At 72.8% G+C, this 21,578-nt stretch carries 15 protein-coding genes; 5 read left to right on the forward strand and 10 right to left on the reverse strand.

The annotated features are described in order from the left end of the window. Positions 1 to 6 precede the first annotated feature (6 nt). Genes KUM03_RS21500 through KUM03_RS21525 form a run of 6 tightly spaced genes read right to left on the reverse strand, consistent with a single transcriptional unit; the run spans position 7 to position 10,194 of the window. The gene (locus KUM03_RS21500; protein WP_217250912.1) at positions 7 to 2,211 is read right to left on the reverse strand and encodes a glycoside hydrolase N-terminal domain-containing protein; all 2,205 of its coding nucleotides are present in this window, start codon (positions 2,209 to 2,211) and stop codon (positions 7 to 9) included. Continuing rightward, positions 2,208 to 4,190, reverse strand: a complete 1,983-nt coding sequence (locus KUM03_RS21505; protein ID WP_217250913.1) for a beta-galactosidase — start codon at positions 4,188 to 4,190, stop codon at positions 2,208 to 2,210. The genes KUM03_RS21500 and KUM03_RS21505 overlap by 4 nt, the downstream gene beginning before the upstream one ends. Beyond that, the gene (locus KUM03_RS21510) at positions 4,190 to 6,415 is read right to left on the reverse strand and encodes a sialidase family protein (protein WP_217250914.1); all 2,226 of its coding nucleotides are present in this window, start codon (positions 6,413 to 6,415) and stop codon (positions 4,190 to 4,192) included. The genes KUM03_RS21505 and KUM03_RS21510 overlap by 1 nt, the downstream gene beginning before the upstream one ends. A 58-nt stretch (positions 6,416 to 6,473) precedes the next feature. Next, a complete protein-coding gene (locus KUM03_RS21515) occupies positions 6,474 to 7,445 on the reverse strand; it encodes a carbohydrate ABC transporter permease (protein ID WP_217250915.1) in 972 nt (323 codons plus the stop codon). Continuing rightward, on the reverse strand, positions 7,442 to 8,479 hold the full coding sequence (locus KUM03_RS21520) for a sugar ABC transporter permease (RefSeq protein WP_217250916.1): 1,038 nt from the start codon (positions 8,477 to 8,479) through the stop codon (positions 7,442 to 7,444). The genes KUM03_RS21515 and KUM03_RS21520 overlap by 4 nt, the downstream gene beginning before the upstream one ends. Before the next feature lie 26 nt (positions 8,480 to 8,505). Then, positions 8,506 to 10,194, reverse strand: coding sequence for an extracellular solute-binding protein (locus tag KUM03_RS21525; protein ID WP_217250917.1), 1,689 nt, complete (start codon positions 10,192 to 10,194; stop codon positions 8,506 to 8,508). A gap of 309 nt (positions 10,195 to 10,503) precedes the next feature. Here KUM03_RS21525 and KUM03_RS21530 point away from each other — a divergent pair, with 309 nt between their 5' ends. Beyond that, positions 10,504 to 13,371 (forward strand): glycoside hydrolase family 3 C-terminal domain-containing protein, encoded by a 2,868-nt coding sequence (locus KUM03_RS21530; RefSeq protein ID WP_217250918.1) that lies wholly within the window; start codon positions 10,504 to 10,506, stop codon positions 13,369 to 13,371. A gap of 64 nt (positions 13,372 to 13,435) precedes the next feature. Here KUM03_RS21530 and KUM03_RS21535 read toward each other — a convergent pair whose 3' ends face one another. Together KUM03_RS21535 and KUM03_RS21540 are read right to left on the reverse strand one after the other, a co-directional pair. Next, positions 13,436 to 14,128: a response regulator transcription factor gene (locus tag KUM03_RS21535; protein ID WP_217250919.1), complete on the reverse strand. Its 693-nt coding sequence runs from the start codon at positions 14,126 to 14,128 to the stop codon at positions 13,436 to 13,438. Beyond that, positions 14,125 to 15,345 carry a sensor histidine kinase gene (locus tag KUM03_RS21540; RefSeq protein WP_217250920.1) on the reverse strand — a complete coding sequence of 407 codons (1,221 nt, stop codon included), beginning with the start codon at positions 15,343 to 15,345 and terminating at the stop codon, positions 14,125 to 14,127. Before KUM03_RS21540 ends, KUM03_RS21535 begins: the two co-directional genes overlap by 4 nt. Before the next feature lie 143 nt (positions 15,346 to 15,488). Here KUM03_RS21540 and KUM03_RS21545 point away from each other — a divergent pair, with 143 nt between their 5' ends. Genes KUM03_RS21545 through KUM03_RS21555 form a run of 3 tightly spaced genes read left to right on the forward strand, consistent with a single transcriptional unit; the run spans position 15,489 to position 18,314 of the window. Next, the gene (locus KUM03_RS21545; protein ID WP_217250921.1) at positions 15,489 to 16,643 is read left to right on the forward strand and encodes a glycosyltransferase 87 family protein; all 1,155 of its coding nucleotides are present in this window, start codon (positions 15,489 to 15,491) and stop codon (positions 16,641 to 16,643) included. Then, complete coding sequence (locus KUM03_RS21550; RefSeq protein ID WP_217250922.1) at positions 16,640 to 17,854, forward strand: glycosyltransferase family 4 protein; 1,215 nt, start codon at positions 16,640 to 16,642, stop codon at positions 17,852 to 17,854. The genes KUM03_RS21545 and KUM03_RS21550 overlap by 4 nt, the downstream gene beginning before the upstream one ends. A gap of 46 nt (positions 17,855 to 17,900) precedes the next feature. Beyond that, entirely contained in the window at positions 17,901 to 18,314 is a 414-nt protein-coding gene (locus KUM03_RS21555) for a cytidine deaminase (protein WP_217250923.1), read from the forward strand. Between the two features lie 19 nt (positions 18,315 to 18,333). Here KUM03_RS21555 and KUM03_RS21560 read toward each other — a convergent pair whose 3' ends face one another. Continuing rightward, a complete protein-coding gene (locus KUM03_RS21560; protein ID WP_217250924.1) occupies positions 18,334 to 19,200 on the reverse strand; it encodes a class I SAM-dependent methyltransferase in 867 nt (288 codons plus the stop codon). A gap of 148 nt (positions 19,201 to 19,348) precedes the next feature. On the opposite strand from KUM03_RS21560, the gene KUM03_RS21565 reads away from it, so the two are divergent. Next, the gene (locus KUM03_RS21565) at positions 19,349 to 19,933 is read left to right on the forward strand and encodes a TetR/AcrR family transcriptional regulator (RefSeq protein WP_217250925.1); all 585 of its coding nucleotides are present in this window, start codon (positions 19,349 to 19,351) and stop codon (positions 19,931 to 19,933) included. A 119-nt stretch (positions 19,934 to 20,052) separates the two neighbouring features. Here KUM03_RS21565 and KUM03_RS21570 read toward each other — a convergent pair whose 3' ends face one another. Then, a complete protein-coding gene (locus KUM03_RS21570; protein ID WP_217250926.1) occupies positions 20,053 to 21,498 on the reverse strand; it encodes an aldehyde dehydrogenase family protein in 1,446 nt (481 codons plus the stop codon). Positions 21,499 to 21,578 lie beyond the last annotated feature (80 nt).

Genomic DNA, 21,578 nt, shown 5'->3' on the forward strand with positions numbered 1-21,578 from the left:
GTGCTGCTACCGCGCCTTGACGCTGATGACGCGGTCCTCTCCGGCGACGAGGTCGAGCGGCTCGGCGCCGGAGGGGGTCCGGAGTTCGACGCGGTGCGTACGGGCGGGGCGCAGGACGGCCGTCGCGTCGCCGTCGGGCGTCCAGGTGAGGTCGAGTGCCGCTCCGAACCGGGTGTGTATGCCCTTGAGCTCGCCCTGCGGGCAGGACTCCGGGAGTGCGGGCAGCAGGACCAGCCGGTCCGGGGTGGACTGCACGAGCATCTCGATGAGCACGGCCGGGAGGGCGTGCGCGGCGTCCGCGTTGTAGACGTCGCGGTGGGGGTAGTGCGCGCTCATCAGGGAGGCGTGGAAGAAGTCGCCGTCGAGTACCCGGCCGAGGGCGTGGGCGACCCGTTCGGGGTCCCGGAGGCGGGCCGCGATCAGGGCGTGGTGGAGGTGGCCGTGGGCGGAGTCGTTCTCGGCGCCGCGCAGTTCGAGGGCCCGGTGGGCGGCCTCGGCGAGGGCCGGGGTGTCGTACGGGTTGATCTCGTCGAGCGGCCAGACGCCGTAGAGGTGGCTGAGGTGGCGGTGGTCGTAGGTGTCCCGCAGTCCGGGCCTGGCCCATTCGGCGAGGGCACCGTCGGCGTTGGTGCGGTGCGGTGGGAGGCGGTCGGCGAGGGCGCGCCAGCGGTCGGCGTGTCCGGGGTGGCGGTCGGCGGCGGTCAGCAGGGCGTGCCGGGCGGCGGAGAGGTCCATGGCCGCGTTGACGGTGATCCAACCGGCGTTGGCGGGGCGGTTCTCGGGTGAGTAGGAGGGGACGACGAGCACGTGGCCGCCGTCGTCGGCCCGGGTGAGGAAGTCCTCGTAGAAGAGGGCGGCTTCGGCGAGCGCGGCGGTGGTGCGGGGGTCGTGGGCGCCGTGGGTCTCGTCGTGGTCGACGAGGGGCTTGAGCAGCCAGTCGGCGCCCGCCGTCCACAGGTGCAGCGGGTACTCGCGGCTGAAGTGGTAGGTGTGCCCCGACTCGCCGTCCGTGTGGGAGGGGGCGACGACACCGCGGGTGCCGAAGATCGCGCGGGCGTTGTCCCGCCAGTGAGGGAGCTGGCGGTGGACCAGCGCGGCGTGGGCCTCGGTGACCTCGGGGAGGGCGGCGGCCGCGGCGGAGGCGGTCTGGAGGTTGAGGTTGGCGTTGGTGGTGAACGCTCCGGACCACGCGGTGTTCCAGTCGCCGGTCCACAGGCCGGTCAGGCGGGGCGGGAGCAGGCCGCTCGCCGACAGGAGGTGGTAGCGGCCGGCGGCGAAGAGGCGCTCCAGGAGGGCGGTGCCTCGGGGGCGTTCGAGCAGCGCGGAGCCCGGCAGGGCGCGTTCGGCGGGGTCGGCGGCGAGGTCGAGGGTGACGCGGTCGTAGGCGGTGCGGTGCAGGGCGAGGTGACGGTCGAGGAGGCCCTCGTACGACGTCCCGCCCGGCAGGTCGCGCAGGGCGCGGCCCTCGGTGACCACGTCCAGCTCCCCGGTGTGCCGGCGCACCCGGGTGAGGAGCAGCACCTCCGTGGCGCCCTCGACGAGTACGCCGGGCGGGACCAGCTTCGTGGTGCCGCCGGTGACGGCGACCAGGGTGACGCCGGTGTACGCCAGGCCGCTGTCGCCGGGGTAGCGGGCGCGCAGGCTGAGCTGGGCGCCCTCGGGGGTGAGGACAGCTCCGTGGCCGATGCCGAGACCGGCGGGGGCGCCGGGGAGGCGAGGGTCGAGGGAGAGGTCGAGGGTGAGGTGGGGCGCGGTGATGTGCTGGACGATCACGTCGTCGGCGCGGGAGACGAAGACGCGGCTGGTCCAGGTGGAGCAGGTGGCGGTCGTCTCGCCGGTGGTGAAGTCGACGGAGCGGCGGTAGGGGGCGTGGGTGTCACCGGGTGGTCTGTTCAGGCGGAGCTGGAAGGCCGGGTGGAAGGGGCGTACCCATTGCAGCGGGCGGCCGTCGGTGAAGCTCTCGGCGGCGGCCGTCTCCCCGGCCAGGAGGCGGTCCTGGAGGGCGGGGAGTCCGGCGGCGAGCCGGGGTGGGCGGCGGTGCTCGTCGCCGCCGTTCGGGCGGACGAGGGTGTGGTGGGTGACGACGACCCGGTCGGCGTGCGGGTCGCCGAAGACGAGGGCGCCGTGGTGGCCGTTGCCGGTCAGGAAGGCGTCCTCCCAGCGGGCGGCGGGCTCGGGCTCCCAGGTGCCGTGTACCGGCGTACGGGTCATGAGGCCGACCCCGTGAGGACCGCCACGCCGTAGCGGCCGAGGGTGACGCGGTCGGTGACGGTCGCGTCGGTCAGCAGGTCGCGGTGGGTGCCCGGGACGTCGACGGTGACCGGGTCGCGTCCGTGGTGGAGGAGGAAGAGCAGGTCGCCGCGGCGTACGGCCTCGACGTCGGCCGGGAGCCCGTCGAGCGCGGGGCGGGCGCCCGCGTCGGCGGCGATGCGGGCGAGCAGGTCGCGCAGCGCCTCGGGCTCGGGGAGGGTGGACAGGTACCAGGCGCGGTCCTTGCCGAGGACGGCCGGGAATCCGTCCAGCTCGCCGCCCTTGTAGAGGACCGTCTCGGTGGCGGTGCCGTCGGGTTCGATCTCCTCCGACCACAGGGTGCCGCGGAAGCCGTCGCAGTCGGCCGTCTCGCCCGCCTCCAGGGGCCACCACTCGTGCAGGACGCGGATGCCGAACAGCTCGCGCAGCCGGGCGTCCATGGCGCCGGGCCTGACCCGGTCGTCCTCGTCGGCCACGCCGGTCAGGAAGCCGCAGACGAGGGTGCCGCCGCCGCGGACGTAGGCGAGGAGGTTGTCGATCGCCGCGTCCGTGAGCGCGTAGAGCTGGGGCACGAGGACCGCCTTGTACGGGGTCAGGTCGTGCTCCGGGTGGGCGAAGTCGGTGGTGAGGTGGGCCTCCCAGAGCGCACGGTGCCAGGCGCGCAGGACGTCGGGGTGGTCGAAGCGGGTGGAGGGGCGGCCGTCCTGGGCGCCGGCCCACCAGGAGTGCCAGTCGTGCAGGACGGCGACGTCGGCGGTGACGGTGGCGTCCGCCGCGTGCGGGCCGAGTTTCGCGAGGTCGGCGCCGAGCTGCTTGACCTCCTGGTACGTACGGCCCCGCTCCCCCGCGTGGGAGACCATCCCGGAGTGGAACTTCTCGGCGCCCTGCCTCGACTGGCGCCACTGGAAGTAGCAGAGGGCGTCGGCACCGCGGGCGACGGCCTGGAGGGACCACAGGCGGTTGAGGCCGCGCGGCTTGGGGTGGTTGGCGCCGCGCCAGTTGACGGGTCCGGCCGCCTGTTCCATGAGCATCCAGGGGCCGCGTGCCTGGGAGCGGGTCATGTCCTGGACCAGGGCGCCCTCCTGCGCGCCGAGGGGGTCGCGCGGGTCGGGGTAGAGGTCGACGGAGACGACGTCCTCCTCCTCGGCCCAGCGCCAGGCGTCCAGGCCGGACCAGAGCGGCATGAAGTTGGTGGTCACCGGGATGTGCGGGGTGTGGCGGCGGACGATGTCGCGTTCGGCGACGTAGCACTCCAGGAGCATGTCGGAGGTGAAGCGCCGGAAGTCCAGGACCTGGGCCGGGTTCTTGAGGTAGTGGGTGCGGCGGGCGGGCAGGATCTCCGCCCAATCGCCGTAGCCCTGGCTCCAGAAGGCGGTGCCCCAGGCGGTGTTGAGGGCGTCGAGGGTGCCGTACTTGGCCTGGAGCCAGCGGCGGAAGCGGGCGGCGGCCTCGTCGCCGTGGTCGTAGGTGCAGTACTCGTTGTTGATGTGCCACATGGTGAGGGCGGGATGGCCGGCGTAGCGGGCGGCCAGGGCCTCGGTGATGGCGGCGGCGTGACGGCGGTAGGTGGCGCTGGAGTGCGAGAAGTGCTGCCGGCCGCCCCACCACTCGGTGCGGCCGTCCTCGTCGCGGGGCAGGGTGTCCGGGTGGAGGTGCCCCAGCCAGGGCGGGGGCGAGGCGGTGGGGGTGGCGAGGACGACGCCGATGCCGTTGCCGTTGCCGTGCATCAGGTCCATCAGGTGGTCCAGCCAGCCGAAGTCGTGGACGCCGGGGCGCGGTTCGAGTCTCGCCCAGGAGAAGACGCCGAGGGTCACGGAGTTGACGCCGGCGTCCCTCATCAGGCGGACGTCCTCGTGCCAGGTCTCCTCGGGCCACTGCTCGGGGTTGTAGTCGCCGCCGAAGAGGATGCGGTGGCGGGTGGTGTCCGACAGGTTGGGCATCAGCGGGGGTCTCCGTACTGGATGCCGCGTCCGTTGGTGGCGAGGTAGACGCGGCCGTACACGCGGGGGTCGCCGGTGATCGTCTCGCCGGTCCAGCCCCACTGGTGCTGGTCGTCGTTGATCCGCGTCCAGCTCTTCGCCTCGTCGTCGGACCGATAGACGGCGGTGATGGCCTCGGTGGAGCCGACCTGGTAGATCGCCGGGTAACCGGCGCCGTCGGCGGCCTTGCCGAAGCCGAGGGTGTAGGAGGCCCAGCAGCTTTCCACCTTGGTGAAGGTGAGACCGCCGTCGGTGGAGCGGTGGAGGCCGTTCCACTTGGTGCTCAGCCACAGGTCGCCGCTGCGGCCGGGCGTCGCGACCAGTTTGAACTGGGTGTCGCCTGCGGGCAGTCCGGTCGCACGGTGGGTGAAGGAGCGGCCACTGTCAGTGCTGGCGAGTAGCGTTCCTGTGTCGGTGTCGTATGCGTAGAAGAGCGTCGGGTCGGCCGGGTCGGCGACCGGCGTGGCGCCCTTCGGGAAGGAGGGGACCTCGGACCAGGTCGTGCCGTTGTCCGCCGAGCGGTGAGCCGCGTACCTCGTGCCGTCCCAGTGCACGAAGGACCACAGCAGCACGCTGCCGTCGGCGTTGGTGGCGATCGGCCCCGGTGCGTTCTTGGCGATGTCGGGCTGGGCCGCGAAGGGCGCCCAGGTCCGTCCGCCGTCGTGGGAGTACGCACCGTTGCCGTGATCGCCCCAGCCCGCCCGGACGACGTACGCCGGTCTGCCCGCCGCCTGCGCGAGTCCCGTCGCCGACCCGGACACGGGGTTCGTCGCCATGCCGCGCGCCGGAGACGCCGTGAGCCGTTCGTGGTACATCACGCCGATGTCCCGCGATCCGCTGAGCAGGTGCGCTCCCCCGACCGGGGGCGAGACCAGCTGGGTCACGGACGTCTCCTCCAGACCGCGGATCTGCGGGGCCCAGCGTCTGAGGTCGCGGGTGCCGTAAAGGGTGGCGCCGGTGCCGTACACGAGGTGCTTCGAGTCGTACGGGTCGAGGGCGACGGCCTGGATCCACCAGCCGAACTTCGGGGCGTCCTCGCCCCACTTGAGGAAAGGAGTCTCGGACACGTCGAAGATCGCGGAGTCCTTCAGGGACGTCCAGGTGCGGCCGCCGTCGGTCGTCCGGAACAGGGTGTCGACGGCCGCCCAGCGGTTGTTGGTGGAGACGACGGCGGTGCCGGGGCGCCGGGCGTCGATGGCGACGCCGCCGTAGCCGAAGGTGTCGGCGGAGCCGTTGTCGAGGGTGCCGCCCGGCACGAGGGGCGTGACCTCGGTCCAGCGGCCGTCGGTGGTGCGCAGCCTGTGCACGCTGCCGGTGGTCTGCCCGTTCGGTCCGGGCGCGTCGGCATACGTCAGGTACAGCTCGCGGGTGTGCCGGTCGTACGCGGCGCGGACCGGGACCTTGGCCGCGGTGCCGGAGGGCTGCCCGGGGACGGGCTCCCAGGTGGTGCCGTCGGGCGTGCGGAAGAGGTTCGGCGCGGTGCCGTCGGCGTCGCCCCAGCCGGCGTAGAGGGTGCGGCCCGCGGCCACCAGGAGGGTGACGCCCTGACCGGTGGTGCTCGGGGTGGCCGGGAAGCCGGTGACGGGGGCCCAGGTGGCGCCCCGGTCGCTCGACTTCCACAGGCCGTCGTGCCGGGTGCCCAGCCACAGGGTGTCGCTGTCGCGCGGGTCGACCAGGAGCCGCTCGCCGGTGCCCCGGCCGTCCTCGTTGGCGCCGAGCTTCACGGGGAGGTCGGTGCGCTGCCAGGTCCTGCCCCGGTCCTCGGAGCGCAGGATCGCGCCGCTGGCCGCCCACGCCTGGGAGTAGGTGCCGCAGGCCAGGTGGAGCCGGTCCGGGTGGGCGGGGTCGATGGCCATCGCCTCGACGCCGAGCAGGTTCCAGTCGTCCCAGCCGAGGTGGTCCAGGAGCGGGACCCAGCGGTCGGCACGGTCGTCCCAGCGGTAGGCGCCGCCGATGTCGGTACGGGCGTAGGCGAGGCCGCGGACGCGAGGGTGGAACAGGACGCCGGTGATGAAGCCGGTGCCGCCGATGACGACGTTGCGCCAGCGGTAGGCGGGGGCGTCCGCCGTCTCCTCGGCGGCGTGCGCGCGCCCGGGTGCGAACGGAACGACGGTCAGCGCGGCGGCGGCCGCGGTCCCGGCGAGTACGGTGCGCCGGCTCGGGCTGCGTGACACGGACGCATGCATGACATACCTCGTTCTGTGCGGCTCGGGGCGGAGGTGTACGGGGCTGGAGGGGAGGGCGTCAGCCCTTCACCGCACCGGTCAGCATCCCCTTCTTGAAGTGGCGCTGGACGAAGGGCGACAGCACGGCGACGGGCAACAGAGCCATGACCATGACGGCCATCTGCACGGCCAGGCCGGACAGTTCACCGGTCTTGATCGCCTGGCCGAGGCCGACCGGCGCCTCCTGCTTCTGCACGAGCTGGATCATGACGTTCTGCAGCGGCAGCATGTCCTGGTCGTTCAGGTACAGGGAGGCGTTGAACCAGGCGCTCCAGTAGCCGACGGCGTAGAACAGGGTGATGACCGCGACGACCGCGCGGGACAGCGGCAGGACGATCTGCCACAGGATGCGCAGGTCCCCGGCGCCGTCGATGCGGGCGCTGTCGATCAGTTCCTGCGAGATGCCCATGAAGAAGCCGCGCAGCACCAGGATGTTGAAGACGCTGATCGCGCTGGGCAGGATCAGCGCGAGGTAGCTGTCGGTCAGGCCGAGGGACTGCACCAGCAGGTAGGTGGGGATGAGCCCGGCGCTGAAGAACATCGTGGCCAGCAGCACCATGAGGATCCAGCGGTGGCCCAGCGAGCCGCTGCGGGACAGCCCGTAGGCGCACAGCACCGACACCGCCATCGAGAACAGGGTGCCGACGAGGGTGATGCCGACGCTGACGAGCGCGGCCCGGGTGACCTGGCCGCCGCTGAGCAGTTCCTGGTAGGCGACGAAGGTGATGTCCTTCGGGATCATCACCAGTCCGCCGGCCTCGTCGATGGCCTTGCGCGAGGAGAGGCTGGTAACGACGACGATCCACAGCGGGAACAGGATGCCCAGGCAGGCCAGGAGCAGGACCAGGCCCTTGCCGGCGAGTCCGGCCCGGCTGGGCTTCTCCTCCCACACCGGCCGGGGCGGGGCCGCCCACCGGCTCGGCCTGCGCGCGGGGCCGCCGGTCCCCGCGGTCGCTTCCCGCGCGGCGGTCGCTTCTCGTACGGCGCTCACTTCTTGTACACCCCCTGCTCGCCCATGAGGTGGGCCACCTTGTTCGCTATCAGGACCAGGCCGAGACTGATCACGCCCTTCACCAGCCCCGCGGCGGCGGCGTAGCCGAAGTCCTGGTTGCGCACGCCGTTCCACCACACGAAGGTGTCCAGGACCTCGGCCGCCCCTGGTCCGACGGCGCCGCGTTGCAGGAGGATCTGTTCGAAGCCGACCGTCAGGGCGTCGCCGACGCGCAGCACCAGCAGCAGGGCGATGACCGGACGCAGCGCGGGCAGCGTGACGTGCCACATACGGCGCCAGCGGTTCGCGCCGTCCATCGCGGCGGCCTCGTACAGGTCGGGACTGACGGAGGCGAGCGCGGCGAGGAAGACGATGATCCCCCAGCCGGCGTCCTTCCACACGCTCTGCGCGGTGACCAGGAACTTGAAGGTGTCCGGGTCGGTCATGATGCTGAGCCCGTCGTACCCGTGGTCGCGCAGCAGCTGGGAGAGGAGTCCCGCGCCGCCGAACATCTGCTGGAAGACGGCGATGACCAGCACCCAGGAGAAGAAGTGCGGCAGGTAGAGGATGGCCTGCGAGATCGCCCGGACGCGGGGCCGGACCACGCTGTTGATGAGCAGCGCGAGCAGGATGGGGACGGGGAAGTACAGGACCAGCTGGAGCACGAAGAGCACCAGCGTGTTCCGCACCGCGTTCCAGAAGGCGGAGTCCTCGAAGATCCGCTGGAAGTTCTCCAGCCCCACCCACGGGCTGTGCAGGATGGAGACGATCCCGTTCTCACTGATGTAGGGGTCGTACTCCTGGAAGGCGACGACGTTGCCGAGGATCGGTACGTAGTTGAAGAGCAGCACCAGCAGGACGGCCGGCAGTGTCATCAGAAGCAGTACGCGGTCGCGCCGGAACCTCAGCCGCAGACTGAGCTTCCCCGTGTTCGGCTTGCCCTTCCCCGAGCCGGTGGCGTCGCCGGACGCCACCGGGGTCTTCTTCGTCGTATCGGCCTCGGTCCTGGTCCGAGGCACCGTGCTGTTCGACACGGCCGTTCTCCTTGCCTCGGTACCGGTCAGCCCGCCGCCGTGCCGTTCTCGTCGAGCAGCTTCTTGTACCAGTCGCGCAGTTTGTCGCCGCCCTTGCTCCGCCAGTCGGAGACGGCCTGCTGCACGTCGCTGATCTTCTTGCGGCCGCGGACGACGTCGTCCTCCAGCTGCTCGAAGTCGTTGGAGAGGTTGGTCCAGCGGGCGGGCTCGACGATCTGCATGCCGTAGAAGGTGGGCTTCCTGGTGAAGGCGCCCATGCGCTGCTGCCACTCCACCTGCCCCTTGGCGACCTCGGGGAAGTCGGGGTGGGCGATGGTCGGAGCGGGGCTCGCGATCATCACGTAGGCGTTCATCACGTCGATGTTGCCCTGCTCGGTCTTGGTGGGCACGCCGTCCTCGACGGTGTAGTGGGTGCCCTCGACGCCGTAGTTGGTGGCCATGTACTCCTTGGTCCCGTACGGCGCGGCGGTGACGTTGGCGACGGCCAGCACGTCACGGACCACGGACTCCGGGGCGTCCTTGTTGACGAAGGCGAAGATGCCCGCCGGGTTCTGCGCCCACAGCGTCGGGTCGCCGCCGTCGTGTCCCCAGATGTCCATGCCCCAGATCTTGAACTCGGGGTTCTGGGTGGCCTGTTCGGCAGTGCGGCTCCACCACTGCGAGGAGTCCTGGTTGTAGACGAGGAACTCCCCGGCGGCGAACTTGGGCCCGGGGTCGGCGGCGTTGGACTTGCCGAGCTTGGCGTCGGGGTGCACGACGCCGGCGGCGAACAGCTTGCGCGTCCACTCCAGCGCCTCGAGGTACTCCTCGGTCTCGATGCGGTAGACGAGCTTGCCGTCGGCCTCGTTCCAGCCGAGCGACTTCTCGTTGCCGGAGAGCACACCGAAGGCGTTGAAGGCGGTCCACTTCATGTCCAGGCAGGCCCAGCGCTTGGCCTTCGCGTTGGTGGCGTCCTTGGCGAACGCCATGAACTCGTCGCAGGACCGGGGGACTTCGTAGCCCTCCTTCTCGAAGATGTCCTGCCGGTACAGCGGCACGATGCCGGTGACGTACGAGGACGGCATCGGCAGTCCGCGCAGTTTGTCGCCGAAGATGGACCGCTGCCAGGCGTCGGTGGGGATCGCCGCGAGGTTGGGGTACTCCTTGACCGCGTCCCCGGACAGGTACGGGCCGAGGTCGGCGAACTTGCTGATGATGGCGCTGGGTATCCTGCCGGTCATGTTCCAGCCGGGCACGACGACCACGTCGGGCACCTCGCTGGAGGCGAGGACCGCGCCGAGCTTCTGGTCGTAGGTGTTGCCGTCCTGGTTCTGCCAGACCACGTCGACGCCGATGAGCTCGTTCATCGCCTTGTAGTAGGCGTTGCCGTCCTTCGGCGGGGAGCCCCAGAACGGCGACATGACGGTGACCTCGCCGCCCTTGCCGAGCTTCTTCGGCACCGAGGTCTTCAGGTCCGCGAGGTCGAGCTTGCCGGTGAAGCCGACCGCGGAGCCGTTCTTGCTGGGGATGTCGGGGGTGACCACGTTGCCGGCCACGTACGCCGGCAGCAGCTTCTTCGCGTCCTTGCCCGACGTGGTGCCGTCGCGCGAACCGCCGTCGGACCCCCCGCCGCAGGCGGAGAGCAGCGGCACACCCCCCGCCACCGCTGCGGTGACGGCCGCGGAGGAGGCGAGGAACTTTCTCCGGCTGGGACCGGAGGCGGCGTTCGGCGTCATTGCGTCAACCCTTCATGGCGCACCAGGACACCCGGCGGTGGCCGTCGGCTGCGGTGTCTTCACTGGAACTGGCTGAGCTGAAGCGGTCGTCGGAGGAATACGCGGCTCCGGATGCACCCGCTGGTGCGTCCTTGGGTCACCGCCCCGTAGTCGAAGCGCTTCGATGTTGCTGCGAGGTTAGGTGAACCCCTTGGGGCGCACAAGAGTCGTTTCCAAGATTCTCCCTATGCCTTGACACCCACCCCTGTGGCGATTGAGCATCGAAGCGCTTCGAAAGCGTTCGTCGCTCCACCGCAAGGGGAACCTCACGTGACCGCACCCACGCCGCCCACGCCGCCTTTCCGCGATCCGCACCTGCCGTTCGCAAAGCGCGTCGACGACCTGCTGTCGCGGCTGACGCTTGATGAGAAGACCGCTTTCCTGCACCAGTTCGCACCGGCCGTCGAACGCCTCGGCATCGCCGCGTTCCGCACCGGCCAGGAGTCCCTGCACGGAGTGGCCTGGATGGGCCCGGCGACCGTGTTCCCGCAGGCCGTCGGTCTGGGCGCGACCTGGAACGAGGAGCTGGTGCGCCGCGTCGGCGAGGCGGTGTCCAAGGAGGCCCGCGCGATGCGCGCCCGGGACGAGCGGGTCGGCCTCAACGTCTGGTCCCCGACCGTCAACCTGCTGCGCCACCCCCTGTGGGGCCGCAACGAGGAGGGCTACTCCGAGGACCCGAAGCTGACCTCCGCCATCGCGACCGCGTACACCCGCGGCCTGCGCGGCGACCATCCGGTGTACTGGCGCACCGCCCCCGTCCTCAAGCACTGGCTCGCGCACAACAACGAGACCGACCGGGACACGTCCTCGGCGTCCGTCCGCCCGCGCGTCCTGAACGAGTACGACCTGCGCGCCTTCCGCGAGACGGTCCGGGCGGGCGCGGTGGCCGGAGTGATGCCGGCGTACAACCTGGTCAACGGCCGGCCGAACCACGTGTCCCCGTACCTCGGCCGGTACCTGCGCACCTGGACCGAGGACGACCTCCTGGTCTGCTCGGACGCGGGCGCGCCCTCCAACCTGGTCGACTCCGAGCACTACTTCGACACCCACGAGGAGGCGACCGCCGCCGCGCTGCGGGCCGGCGTGGACAGCTTCACCGACCACGGCACGGACTCCTCGAAGATCGTCGCGCGTGTTCGCGGCGCACTGGAGCAGGGCCTGCTGACCGAGGCCGACCTCGACGCGGCGGTGCGCCGGCAGCTCTCGGTCCGTTTCCGGCTCGGCGAGTTCGACGCGGAGCGGGACCCGTACGCGGGCACGGACGACTTCGACACACCGGAGCACCGCGCGCTCGCCCTGGAGGCCGCCGAGCAGGCGACCGTCCTGCTCAAGAACGACGGTGTGCTGCCGCTGCCCCCCGACGCCCGGATCGCCGTCGTCGGTCTGCTCGCCGACGAGTGCAAGCTCGACTGGTACAGCGGCACGCTCATCCACCGCTCGACTCCGCTGGAGGGCCTGTACGAGCGGTTCGGCGCCGAACGCGTGAGCTTCGCGGAGGGCGTGGACCGGGTCCGGCTGCGCACCGGTGCCGGCACGTTCCTGCACGTCCTTCCGGCGGAGGACGCCCGCGTCGGGGCCCGGGGTGCCGAGGGTGCCCTCGACCCGGCTCTGCTCGCCGGCCGGACCGACCTGCCGCCCCTCACCACCGACGCCACCGGCACCGAACTCGCGCTGGCCGACTGGGGCGAGGACGTCCTCACCCTGCGCGCACCGGACGGCCGGTACCTGTCCGTCGCCGAGGACGGCTTCGTGCGCGCCTCCGCCGACCAGCCCGGCGGCTGGGTCGTGCAGGAGACCTTCCGGCTGGAACCCCATGGGAACGGTCACCTCCTGAGGCACGTGGGAACGGGTCGTCCCCTCTGTGTCGCCGCCGGCGGCGTGAAGGTTGCCGCGGACGATTCGGACGCCGAGGTCTTCGAGCTGATCCTCGTCGAGCGCGGCGAGGACGCGGTGACGCGGGTGGCGGCAGAGGCGGACGTGGTTCTGGTGGTGGCGGGCAACGACCCGCACATCAACGGCCGGGAGACGGAGGACCGCGCGACGCTGCGGCTGCCCGCCCACCAGGAACGGCTGCTGCGCGCCGCCCGTGCCGCGGGCGGGCGGACGGTACTGGCGCTGGTCTCCGCCTACCCGTACGCGGTCGACGCCGACATGCTCCCGGCGGTGCTGTGGACCGCGCACGGCGGTCAGGCGGCCGGCACCGCGCTGGCCCGGGTCCTCGCCGGTGACGTCTCCCCCGCCGGGCGGCTCCCGCAGACCTGGTACGCCGACGACGCCGACCTGCCCGGTCTGCTCGACTACGACGTGATCGGGAGCCGCCAGACCTACCTGTACTTCGAGGGGACTCCGCTGTTCCCGTTCGGGCACGGCCTGTCGTACGCGTCCTTCGGCTACGCGGACCTCTCCGCCCGGGTCGGGGACGGCTCGGTGCGCGTCTCCTTCACCGTCACCAACACGGGGGACGTGACGGCCGACGAGGTGGCACAGTTCTACACCCGCGCCGAGGAGCCCTCGGTCCCGCGCCCGCGCCGGGAGCTGCTGGCCCACCGGCGGCTCACGCTGGCCCCGGGGGCGACGGAGGAGGTGTCCTTCGAGGTCCCGCTGTCCGCGTTCGCGCTCTGGGACGTGGCGCACGGCCGGTGGCGGGTGGAGCCCGGCCCGTACGCGCTGCTGGTGGGCGCCTCCAGCGAGGACGTACGGCTGTCGGCGACCGTGCGGCTCGACGGGGACCCGGCCGCTCCCCGCCCGGTGTGCGAACACGGCCTCGACGCGGCCGACTTCGACGAGCAGAGCGGCACGGAGATCGTGGACCGCACGAAGGTGGCGGGCGACGCGGTGACGCCGGTGGCGGGCGGCTCCGGCTCCGGCTCCGGCTCCGGCTCCGGCGAACTCCTCTACCGTTCCTGCGACTTCGGCCCGGGCATCGCGAGGGTGACCGTGACGGTGGCGGGCGAGGGCAGTGTGGAGATCGCCCTCGACGGCGGCCCGTCGGTGGCGGTGCTGTCTCCGGACACGCCGACGCCGGGCCCGTACGACTACGTGGAGGCCGGCGCCGCGATGGCCGCCGAGGGCGTGCACGACCTCCGCATCAGGCTGCGCGGCGCTCTGCGGCTCGCGCACGTCGGCTTCTCCGGTTGAGGGTCCGGAGCAGGCCGACGCGGTGCAGGGGCCCGGTGCCGGTGGGTACCGGTGCCGGGCCCCCTCACTCGCCGCCCGCCCGGACCAGCCCCATCTCGTAGGCCACGATCACCGCCTGCGCCCGGTCGCGCAGCTCCAGCTTGGCGAACAGCCGGTTGATGTGGGTCTTCACGGTGTGGTCGGTGATGGTGAGGCGGTCCGCGATCTCCGCGTTGGACAGCCCCCGCGCGATCAGGACCAGCACCTCCGTCTCCCGGGCCGTGAGGTCGGCGGGCGGGTGGACGGGGAGCCGGGCGCCACGCGCGTGGACGAACTCGGCGATCAGCCGCTTGGTGATCTCGGGCGAGAGCAGGGCGTTGCCGTCCGCCACCACCCGAACCGCGTGCAGCAGTTCGGGGAAGGTGGCGTCCTTGAGCAGGAAGCCGCCCGCTCCGGCCGCGAGCGCGTCGTACACGTACTCGTCGAGGCCGAAGGTGGTCAGCATCAGCACCTTCGTCGCACCGCCGGAGGCGGCCAGGATCTCGCGGGCGGCCTCGATGCCGTCCTTGTGCGGCATCCGGATGTCGAGGAGGGCGAGGTCGGGCCGGGTCTCGGCGGCGACCCGCACCGCCTGCGCCCCGTCCTCCGCCTCACCGACGACCTCGATGTCCTCCTGGGTGCCCAGGAGGTTCACGAAGCCGGTGCGGACGACCGCCTGGTCGTCGGCGACCAGCGCCCGGATCACACGCGTCTCCCTCGCCCGCTGCCCGTAAGTCATCCGGTCCCCCACGGGAGTTCCGCCTCCACCAGGAAGCCGCCGCCCTCGGCCGCGCCCGCGCTGAGCCGGCCCCCGACCAGCGCCGCCCGTTCCCGCATCCCGGTCAGACCGTGGCCGGGAGCGGCATCGGAGTCGGCACCGACACCGATGTCCGGGCGGGTGCCCGGGGCCGGGCCGTCGTCGCGGACGCGGAGAGTGAGCAGCCGGTCCGCCCCGTAGTCCACCTCCACCACCGTACGGGCGCCGGGCGCGTGCTTGCGCGCGTTGGTCAGAGCCTCCTGGGCGATCCGGTAGGCGGACAGCTCCCAGGCGGCGGGCAGCGCGACCCGTTCCCCGGTGATCCTCAGCTCGGCCGTCCCGCCCACCGCCCGGTGCTGCTCGACCAGTTCGGCGAGGTGGTCGAGGGTCGGCTGCGGGGCGGTCAGGGCCGTGTCGCCCCGGGAGGCGCGCAGGACGCCGAGCAGGCGCCGCAGTTCGGCCATCGAGGAGCGGGCGGTGCCGGCGATCTGCTGGAAGCCGTCGCGGGCCTCGGGCGTGAGCCCCGGGGTGGTGTACGTGGCGCTCTCGGCCTGGACGGCGATCATCGACACCGAGTGGGAGACTATGTCGTGCAGCTCGCGGGCGATCGCGGCCCGCTCCGCCTCGGCGGCCTGCTGCCGCTCCATGGCGATCAACCGGGCCTGGGCGAGGTGCCGTTCGTCGCGGGTCTCCTCCCGGGCACGGACCGCGTCACCCATCATCACCGCGCCGAAGATGACCACGCTCAGCAGGAACGACTCGGCGAACAGGCTCAGCGAGCCCTTCTCCCACAGCGCGGGCACCGGCAGTTCCATCCGCGACCAGGTGTTGATGTGCACCAGGTTCACGCACAGGGCACCGAGAGCGCCGCCCGCGACGGTCACGGCGGGGTGCAGCACCCGGTCGCGGCCCAGCGTGTAGCAGCCGATCAGCCCGCTCGCCATGATCGAGAGGTACAGGTTGACGTCCCCGGCGAACCCGATGAGCCCCGCCGCGACCGTGAGCATCGCGACGGGCGGGAGGGACCGGCGCCACATCAGCGAGGCGGAGGACACCAGCACACCCACCGTGGTCGTCACGGACCCCGGGAAGGCGATCAGCTCAACGACGGCCGCGACGCTCAGCAGACCACCGGTGATCCAGGGGTAGGCGGGCGCGGCGACGCAGGCGCGGTACCGCTGTCGAAGCGACGTACTCATGTCTCCATGATCCGTGCCGGGGCGGGGCGCGCGCGTCACCGCGTGGGTGGAGCCGACGGGCGGAGGTCGTACCACGGGTTGACTCCCGGGTACGGAGCCTCGGTTGACGCTCTTCGACCTGGGGCTTTCTAGCGTCGTCGGACATGAGGAAGACGCTTGGGGCACGTGTCGCGCAGTACGTCGGACGCTACGCCGGGCGCCGTCCGGGGCCGTACGCCGAACGGTACGCGTGGGCCGGGTGCGCGGTCGTCGCGCCGGTTTTCGCGCTCGCGTCCGACATGGGGCCGCACCGCGTGTGGGGGCTGGGCGCGGGTGCGGGGTACGCGGTGGCGGCGTGCCTGGCGTCCGGTTCCGGACGGCGCCGTGCGGCGGCGCGCGCGGTGGCGGTGGTGGGGGCCGTGGTGGTGCCGCTCGTGGCTCTGCTGGCGGCGGGGCTCGGGCAGTCGGAGGTCACGGTCGTCGAGCGCTCGGGGCACCTGCTGCTCACGACCGGGAGCCCGTACGTCACCGACCCGGTGGCCGTCGGCGACTTCAACCCGTACCTGCCGGGGATGGCACTCTTCGGGCTGCTGCCGGGCGACCCCCGCTGGTGGCTGGGCGGCGCGTTCGTCGCCGCGCTCGCCGCCGCCGGCCTGCACCGTGCCTGGCTGCTCGCCTGTCCGCCGGTGGCGCTGCCCCTCGCGGTGGGCGGGGTCGACCTGCCGGTGGCGGGGCTGATGTGCCTGGGGGTCGCACTCGCCGGGCGGGGGCGCCCGGGCCGGGCCGGTCTGGCGCTGGGCGCCGCCGCGGCCCTCAAGTGGACGGCCTGGCCCGCGCTTCCGGTGGTGCTCGCCCTGGTCGCCGCGCGCCGGGGCGGCCGGCCCGCGCTGCGGTGTGCGGCCGCGGGGCTGGCCACCGCGACGGCCGCGGTGCTGCCCTTCGCGCTCACCGACCCGGCCGGCTTCGTGCGGAACGTGGTCGCCTTCCCGCTCGGCCTCACCTCCGTCGTGTCCCCCGCCGCCAGTCCGCTGCCCGGCCGACTGCTCGCGGCACACGTCCCCGGCGGCACGCTGATCGCCCTCACGCTCCTCGTGGTCAGTGCGCTGCTCATCGCGCTCTCGCTGGTGGTGCGGCCCCCGGGAACGGTGCGGGAGGCGGCGGGCAGGCTCGCGCTCGGTCTCGGGCTGGCGACGGCCCTGATGCCCGCGACCCGGTTCGGCTACCTGGTCTACCCGCTGGTGCTGGGCGCACTGGCCTGCCGGAGACGACGGCCCGGCACGCCCGTCACCCGCTCCGCGGCGAAGGCGGCGGTCGCGTGACCGGCGAGTCCCGCACCCTGATCGTCACCAACGACTTCCCGCCCCGGCAAGGCGGCATCGAGACCTTCGTCCGTGAACTGGCCGACCGCTTCCCGCCCGACGAGGTGGTCGTCCTCACCTCGACCCCTGCGGCGGCCACTGCGGAACCGGACCCCGGCGACCCCTTCCCGTACCCCGTGATCCGCCACCGGGCCCGCACCCTCCTCCCCACGCCCCGCGCCACCGCCCACGCGGTGTCCGTGGCCCGGCGGTACGGCTGTGACCGGGTCTGGTTCGGCGCGGCTGCGCCCCTCGGACTGATGGCGGGACGGCTCCGGCGCGCGGCGGGCATCCGGACCGCCGTCGCCACCACCCACGGCCACGAGGTGTGGTGGGCCCGCACACCCGGCACCCGGGCCCTGCTGCGCCGCATCGGCACGGAGGTGGACACGGTGACCTGGCTGGGCGCGAGCACCCGGGGTCCGATCGAAGCGGCCCTGGCGCCGGGGACCCGGACCGCCCGCCTGGTCCCCGGCGTCGACACCCAGGTCTTCCACCCCTCGGTGCCCGGCACCCCGGTCAGGACGAGGTACGGCCTGGGCCACCGCCCGGTGATCCTCTGCGCGGCCCGGCTGGTCCCGCGCAAGGGCCAGGACACGCTGATCAGGGCGTTGCCCTGGGTGCGCAGGGCGGTCCCCGACGCCGTGCTCCTCCTGGTCGGCGACGGCCCGTACGCCCCCGCGCTGCGCCGGCTCGCGCTGGACGAGGGAGTCCTGGACTCGGTCGTCTTCGCCGGCGGCCACGCCCACCACGCGCTCCCGCCGTTCTACTCCGCCGCCGACGTCTTCGCCATGCCCTGCCGGACCCGAGGCGGCGGCCTGGAGGTGGAGGGCCTGGGCATCGTCTACCTGGAGGCCGCCGCTTCCGGGCTCCCGGTCTTGGCGGGTGACTCGGGCGGTGCCCCGGACACCGTGCGGGAGGGCGAGACGGGGCACGTCGTGGACGGCCGCTCACCGGCGGCGACGGCGGACCGGCTGATCCGGCTCCTGCGCGATCCCGGGCTCGCCCGCGCGATGGGTGCGAGGGGGCGTGACTGGGTGCGCTCGGAGTGGAGTTGGGACCGCTCCTGGGTGGCGCTGAGGGACCTGCTGTCGGGGGATCCGGCGCGTTCCGGCACAGTTGGCCCGCGACCCCGCCCGCACACCGGCCGGCGGCTGACGACTGACGACTGACGGCTGACGGCTCCGCGCCGCCCCGCACCTTGACGAAGGCAGGAAGATGACCACGCAGCTCCACCCCGACGACCAGGAACTCGTCGAAGCCGCGGCAGGCGTGGCCCGCACCCGTTGCCGGGGCGACAACCACACCATGGCGGCCGCGGCCCGCGCCCGGGACGGCCGGATCGTCACTGCGCTGAACGCCTACCACTTCACCGGCGGCCCCTGCGCCGAGCTGGTCGTCATCGGTGCGGCGGCGGCCCAGGGCGCCTACGAGCTGGACACGATCGTCGCCGTGGGCGACCGCGACCGGGGCATCGTCCCGCCGTGCGGCCGGTGCCGCCAGGTCCTCCTCGACTACTTCCCCACCCTGAAGGTGATCGTCGGCAGCGGCGACCGGGCCCGGGCCGTCCCCGTCGCGGACCTGCTCCCCGAGACCTACGTCTGGGCCGACCACCAGCTCGACACCGGCTGAACCCCACCACCGGTCGCCCCTACGAGGCGTCCGCCGGGCCGGTCGGGCGGTCCGCCGTCACCAGCCATGACGTGCTGCGCAGCCGGACCGTGCCGTCAGCGGCCTCGTGGCCGCGCAGATGGTCGGTGAGCGCGCGGCGGACGCGAACCTGTGCGGCCGCGTCGACCTGGCCGAGGAAATGCCGGCCGGGCCCCGTGTTCAGCAGGAACTCCGTCGCGTCGTCGGCTCCGCGCCCCCACGTCCCGTACGCCTCGACCCGGTCGACGGCCACGCCGGAGAAGCCGGCGGCGGTGAGGACGGCGCGGAGTCGGCCGGGGGACGCGAGGGAGAACATGCCGGGCAGTCCCGGCGCGTCGAAGTCGCCGAGCGGGACGATGTCACGCAGTGCGGTCATGGCCGTCACCCACCCGTTGAGTGAGGGTTCGGCGGGGCAGACGAACGCCAGCCGCCCGCCGGGGCGCAGCGCCCGGCCGATGTTGCGGAAGGCCGCTTCGGGGTCGGAGAAGAACATCACCCCGTACCGGCTGATCGCCACGTCGAACACCCCCGGCTCGAAGGGATGGGCCTGCGCGTCGCCCTGCGTGAACGTGACGTTGGCGATCCCTTCGCTCGCCGCCCGGGACCGCGCCTCGGCGAGCATGGGGCCGGACAGGTCGAGGCCCGTGGCGCTGCCGCGTGGTGCCCGGAGGGCGGCGAGGCGCGTGGTCTGCCCGGAACCGCAGCCGAGGTCGAGTGTCCGGTGGCTGTCGGTGATTCCGGCCGCGTCGAGCAGCGGCTCGTTGAAGCCTTCGTTCACGGCGTTCCAGCGGTCCTGGTTGCGCGCCCAGTGAGCGCCTTCGGGGCCGTTCCACGCCTGCGCCTGCTCAGTGTTGACGATCTGTGACACGAGTGCCTCCCGCATACGGAACGATGAACGGAACCAAGAATGGGCGTCTGCCCAAACAGTATGGGCATGCGCCCATACTGGCAATCCCCTTACGATCGGAGGCGGTCGCGCCACACCCGGCGCCGGACGCCGAAAGGGAGCGAGGCCCATGTCACCCCGTGGGGTTGCGACGCCGGACGTGCGGGAGCGGCTCTTCGCGGCCGCCGAGCGGATCGTGGAGCGGGACGGGCCGGGAGCGCTCACCAGCCGGTCCGTCACCACCGAGGCGGGCTGCGCCAAGGGGCTGCTGCACACGCACTTCGCGGGACTCGACGAGTTCGTGGCCGAGCTCTGCCTCGACCGTTTCGCCCGCACCGCGGCGAAGGCGCGGGCCCTGGCGGAGCTCGCCGGGCAGGGCACCGTGACCGGGAACCTCGACGCCGTCGCCCGCTCGCTCTTCGACCGGGGCGGACCGGCCCTGTCGGGTCTGGCGATGACACGTCCGTCGGCGACGGCGCGCGTTCGCGAGGCGATGAGGGAGGGCGGCCCCGGCTTCCCCGCCATCCAGGAGGCGATAGCCGGCTATCTGGAGGCCGAGCGGGACCTCGGTCGGCTGCCGGCCGCCGTCGACCCGCACACCGTGGCCCTCGCGATCGTCGGCACCGCCCACCACCTGCTGATGACCGACTGGCCGGGCGCCCCCGACCCACGGCCGGCCATGCACCGGCTGGTGGGCGCGCTGGTGGGCGGCTAAGGGCTGCCGTTCGGATCAGGTCGCGGGGGAAGAGACGTGCCAGACCCCGCGCTCATGGGTACGCCGACGGCCCGAACCCCCGCACAGTGGGTTCGGGCCGCCGGCCTTCTCGGGGTGGGTCAGAGGGCGAGGCCCGTCAGGACCAGCACCCGCTCGTAGGTGTAGTCGTCCATCGCGTACTTGACGCCCTCGCGGCCGACGCCGGACTGCTTGGCGCCGCCGTACGGCATCTGGTCGGCGCGGTAGGAGGGGACGTCGCCGATGACGACGCCGCCGACCTCCAGCGCGCGGTGGGCGCGGAAGGCGGTCTCCAGGTCGTGGGTGAACACGCCCGCCTGGAGGCCGTACTTGGAGTCGTTGACGGCCGCGAACGCCTCGGCCTCGCCGTTCACCTTCTGCACGCTGAGGACCGGGCCGAAGACCTCCTCGCAGGCGAGGGTGGTGCCGGCCGGGAGGTCGGTGAGGACGGTCGGCGCGTAGGAGGCGCCGTCGCGCTTGCCGCCGGTGTGGAGGGTGGCGCCCGCGGCGACGGCCTCGTCGACCCAGGACTCCACGCGCTCGGCGGCGGCCTCGCTGACCAGCGGGCCGACGTCCGTCGCGTCGTCGTTCGGGTCGCCGGTGACCTGGGCCTCGACGGCGGCGACGATGCGCGGCAGCAGGCGGTCGTAGACGGCGGCGTCGGCGATCACGCGCTGCACGGAGATGCAGGACTGGCCGCCCTGGTAGTTTGAGAAGGTCGCGATGCGCTGCGCGGCCCGGTCCAGGTCCGCGTCGCTCGCCCAGTCGCCGAGGACGACGGCCGCGCCGTTGCCGCCCAGCTCCAGGGTGCAGTGCTTGCGCGGGACCGAGTCCATGATCGCGTAGCCGACGGTCTCGGAGCCGGTGAAGGAGATGACCGGCAGGCGCTCGTCCTGGACGAGGGCGGGCATCTTGTCGTTCGGGACCGGGAGGATGCTCCACGAACCGGCGGGCAGCTCGGTCTCGGCGAGCAGTTCGCCGAGGACCAGGCCGGAGAGGGGGGTGGCGGGGGCCGGCTTGAGGATGATGGGCGCGCCGGCCGCGATCGCGGGGGCGATCTTGTGGGCGCACAGGTTGAGCGGGAAGTTGAAGGGCGCGATACCGAGGACGACGCCCTTCGGGAAGCGGCGGGTGAGGGCGAGGCGGCCCTGGCCGCCGGCGTCGGTGTCCAGGCGCTGGGCCTCGCCGCCGTTGAAGCGGCGGGCCTCCTCGGCCGCGAAGCGGAAGACGGACACCGCGCGGCCGACCTCGCCGCGGGCCCACTTGATCGGCTTGCCGTTCTCGGCGGAGATCAGGCGGGCGATCTCCTCGGTGCGCTCGGCCAGCCGGCGGCTGACGTGGTCCAGGGCGGCGGCGCGGGTGTGGGCGGGGGTGGCGGCGAACTCGTCCCGTACGGCGTACGCGGCGGCCACGGCCTCCTCGACCTGGGCGTCGGTCGGGAGGCTCACCGTGCCGACGTGACTGCCGTCCCAGGGGGACGTGACGTCGAAGGCGGCGTCGCCGGTGGCCTGGCGGCCGGCGAGCCAGAAGGCGTGGGTGGAAGTCATTGTGGAGTCCCGGCCCTTCCGCGTTGGGGGTGTGTGCGTACGTCTGTACGGGGGGTGCGGGGTCCACGGTAGGGCGGGGG

This window comes from Streptomyces sp. AC602_WCS936, assembly GCF_019049125.1.
Taxonomy (GTDB): Bacteria; Actinomycetota; Actinomycetes; order Streptomycetales; family Streptomycetaceae; genus Streptomyces.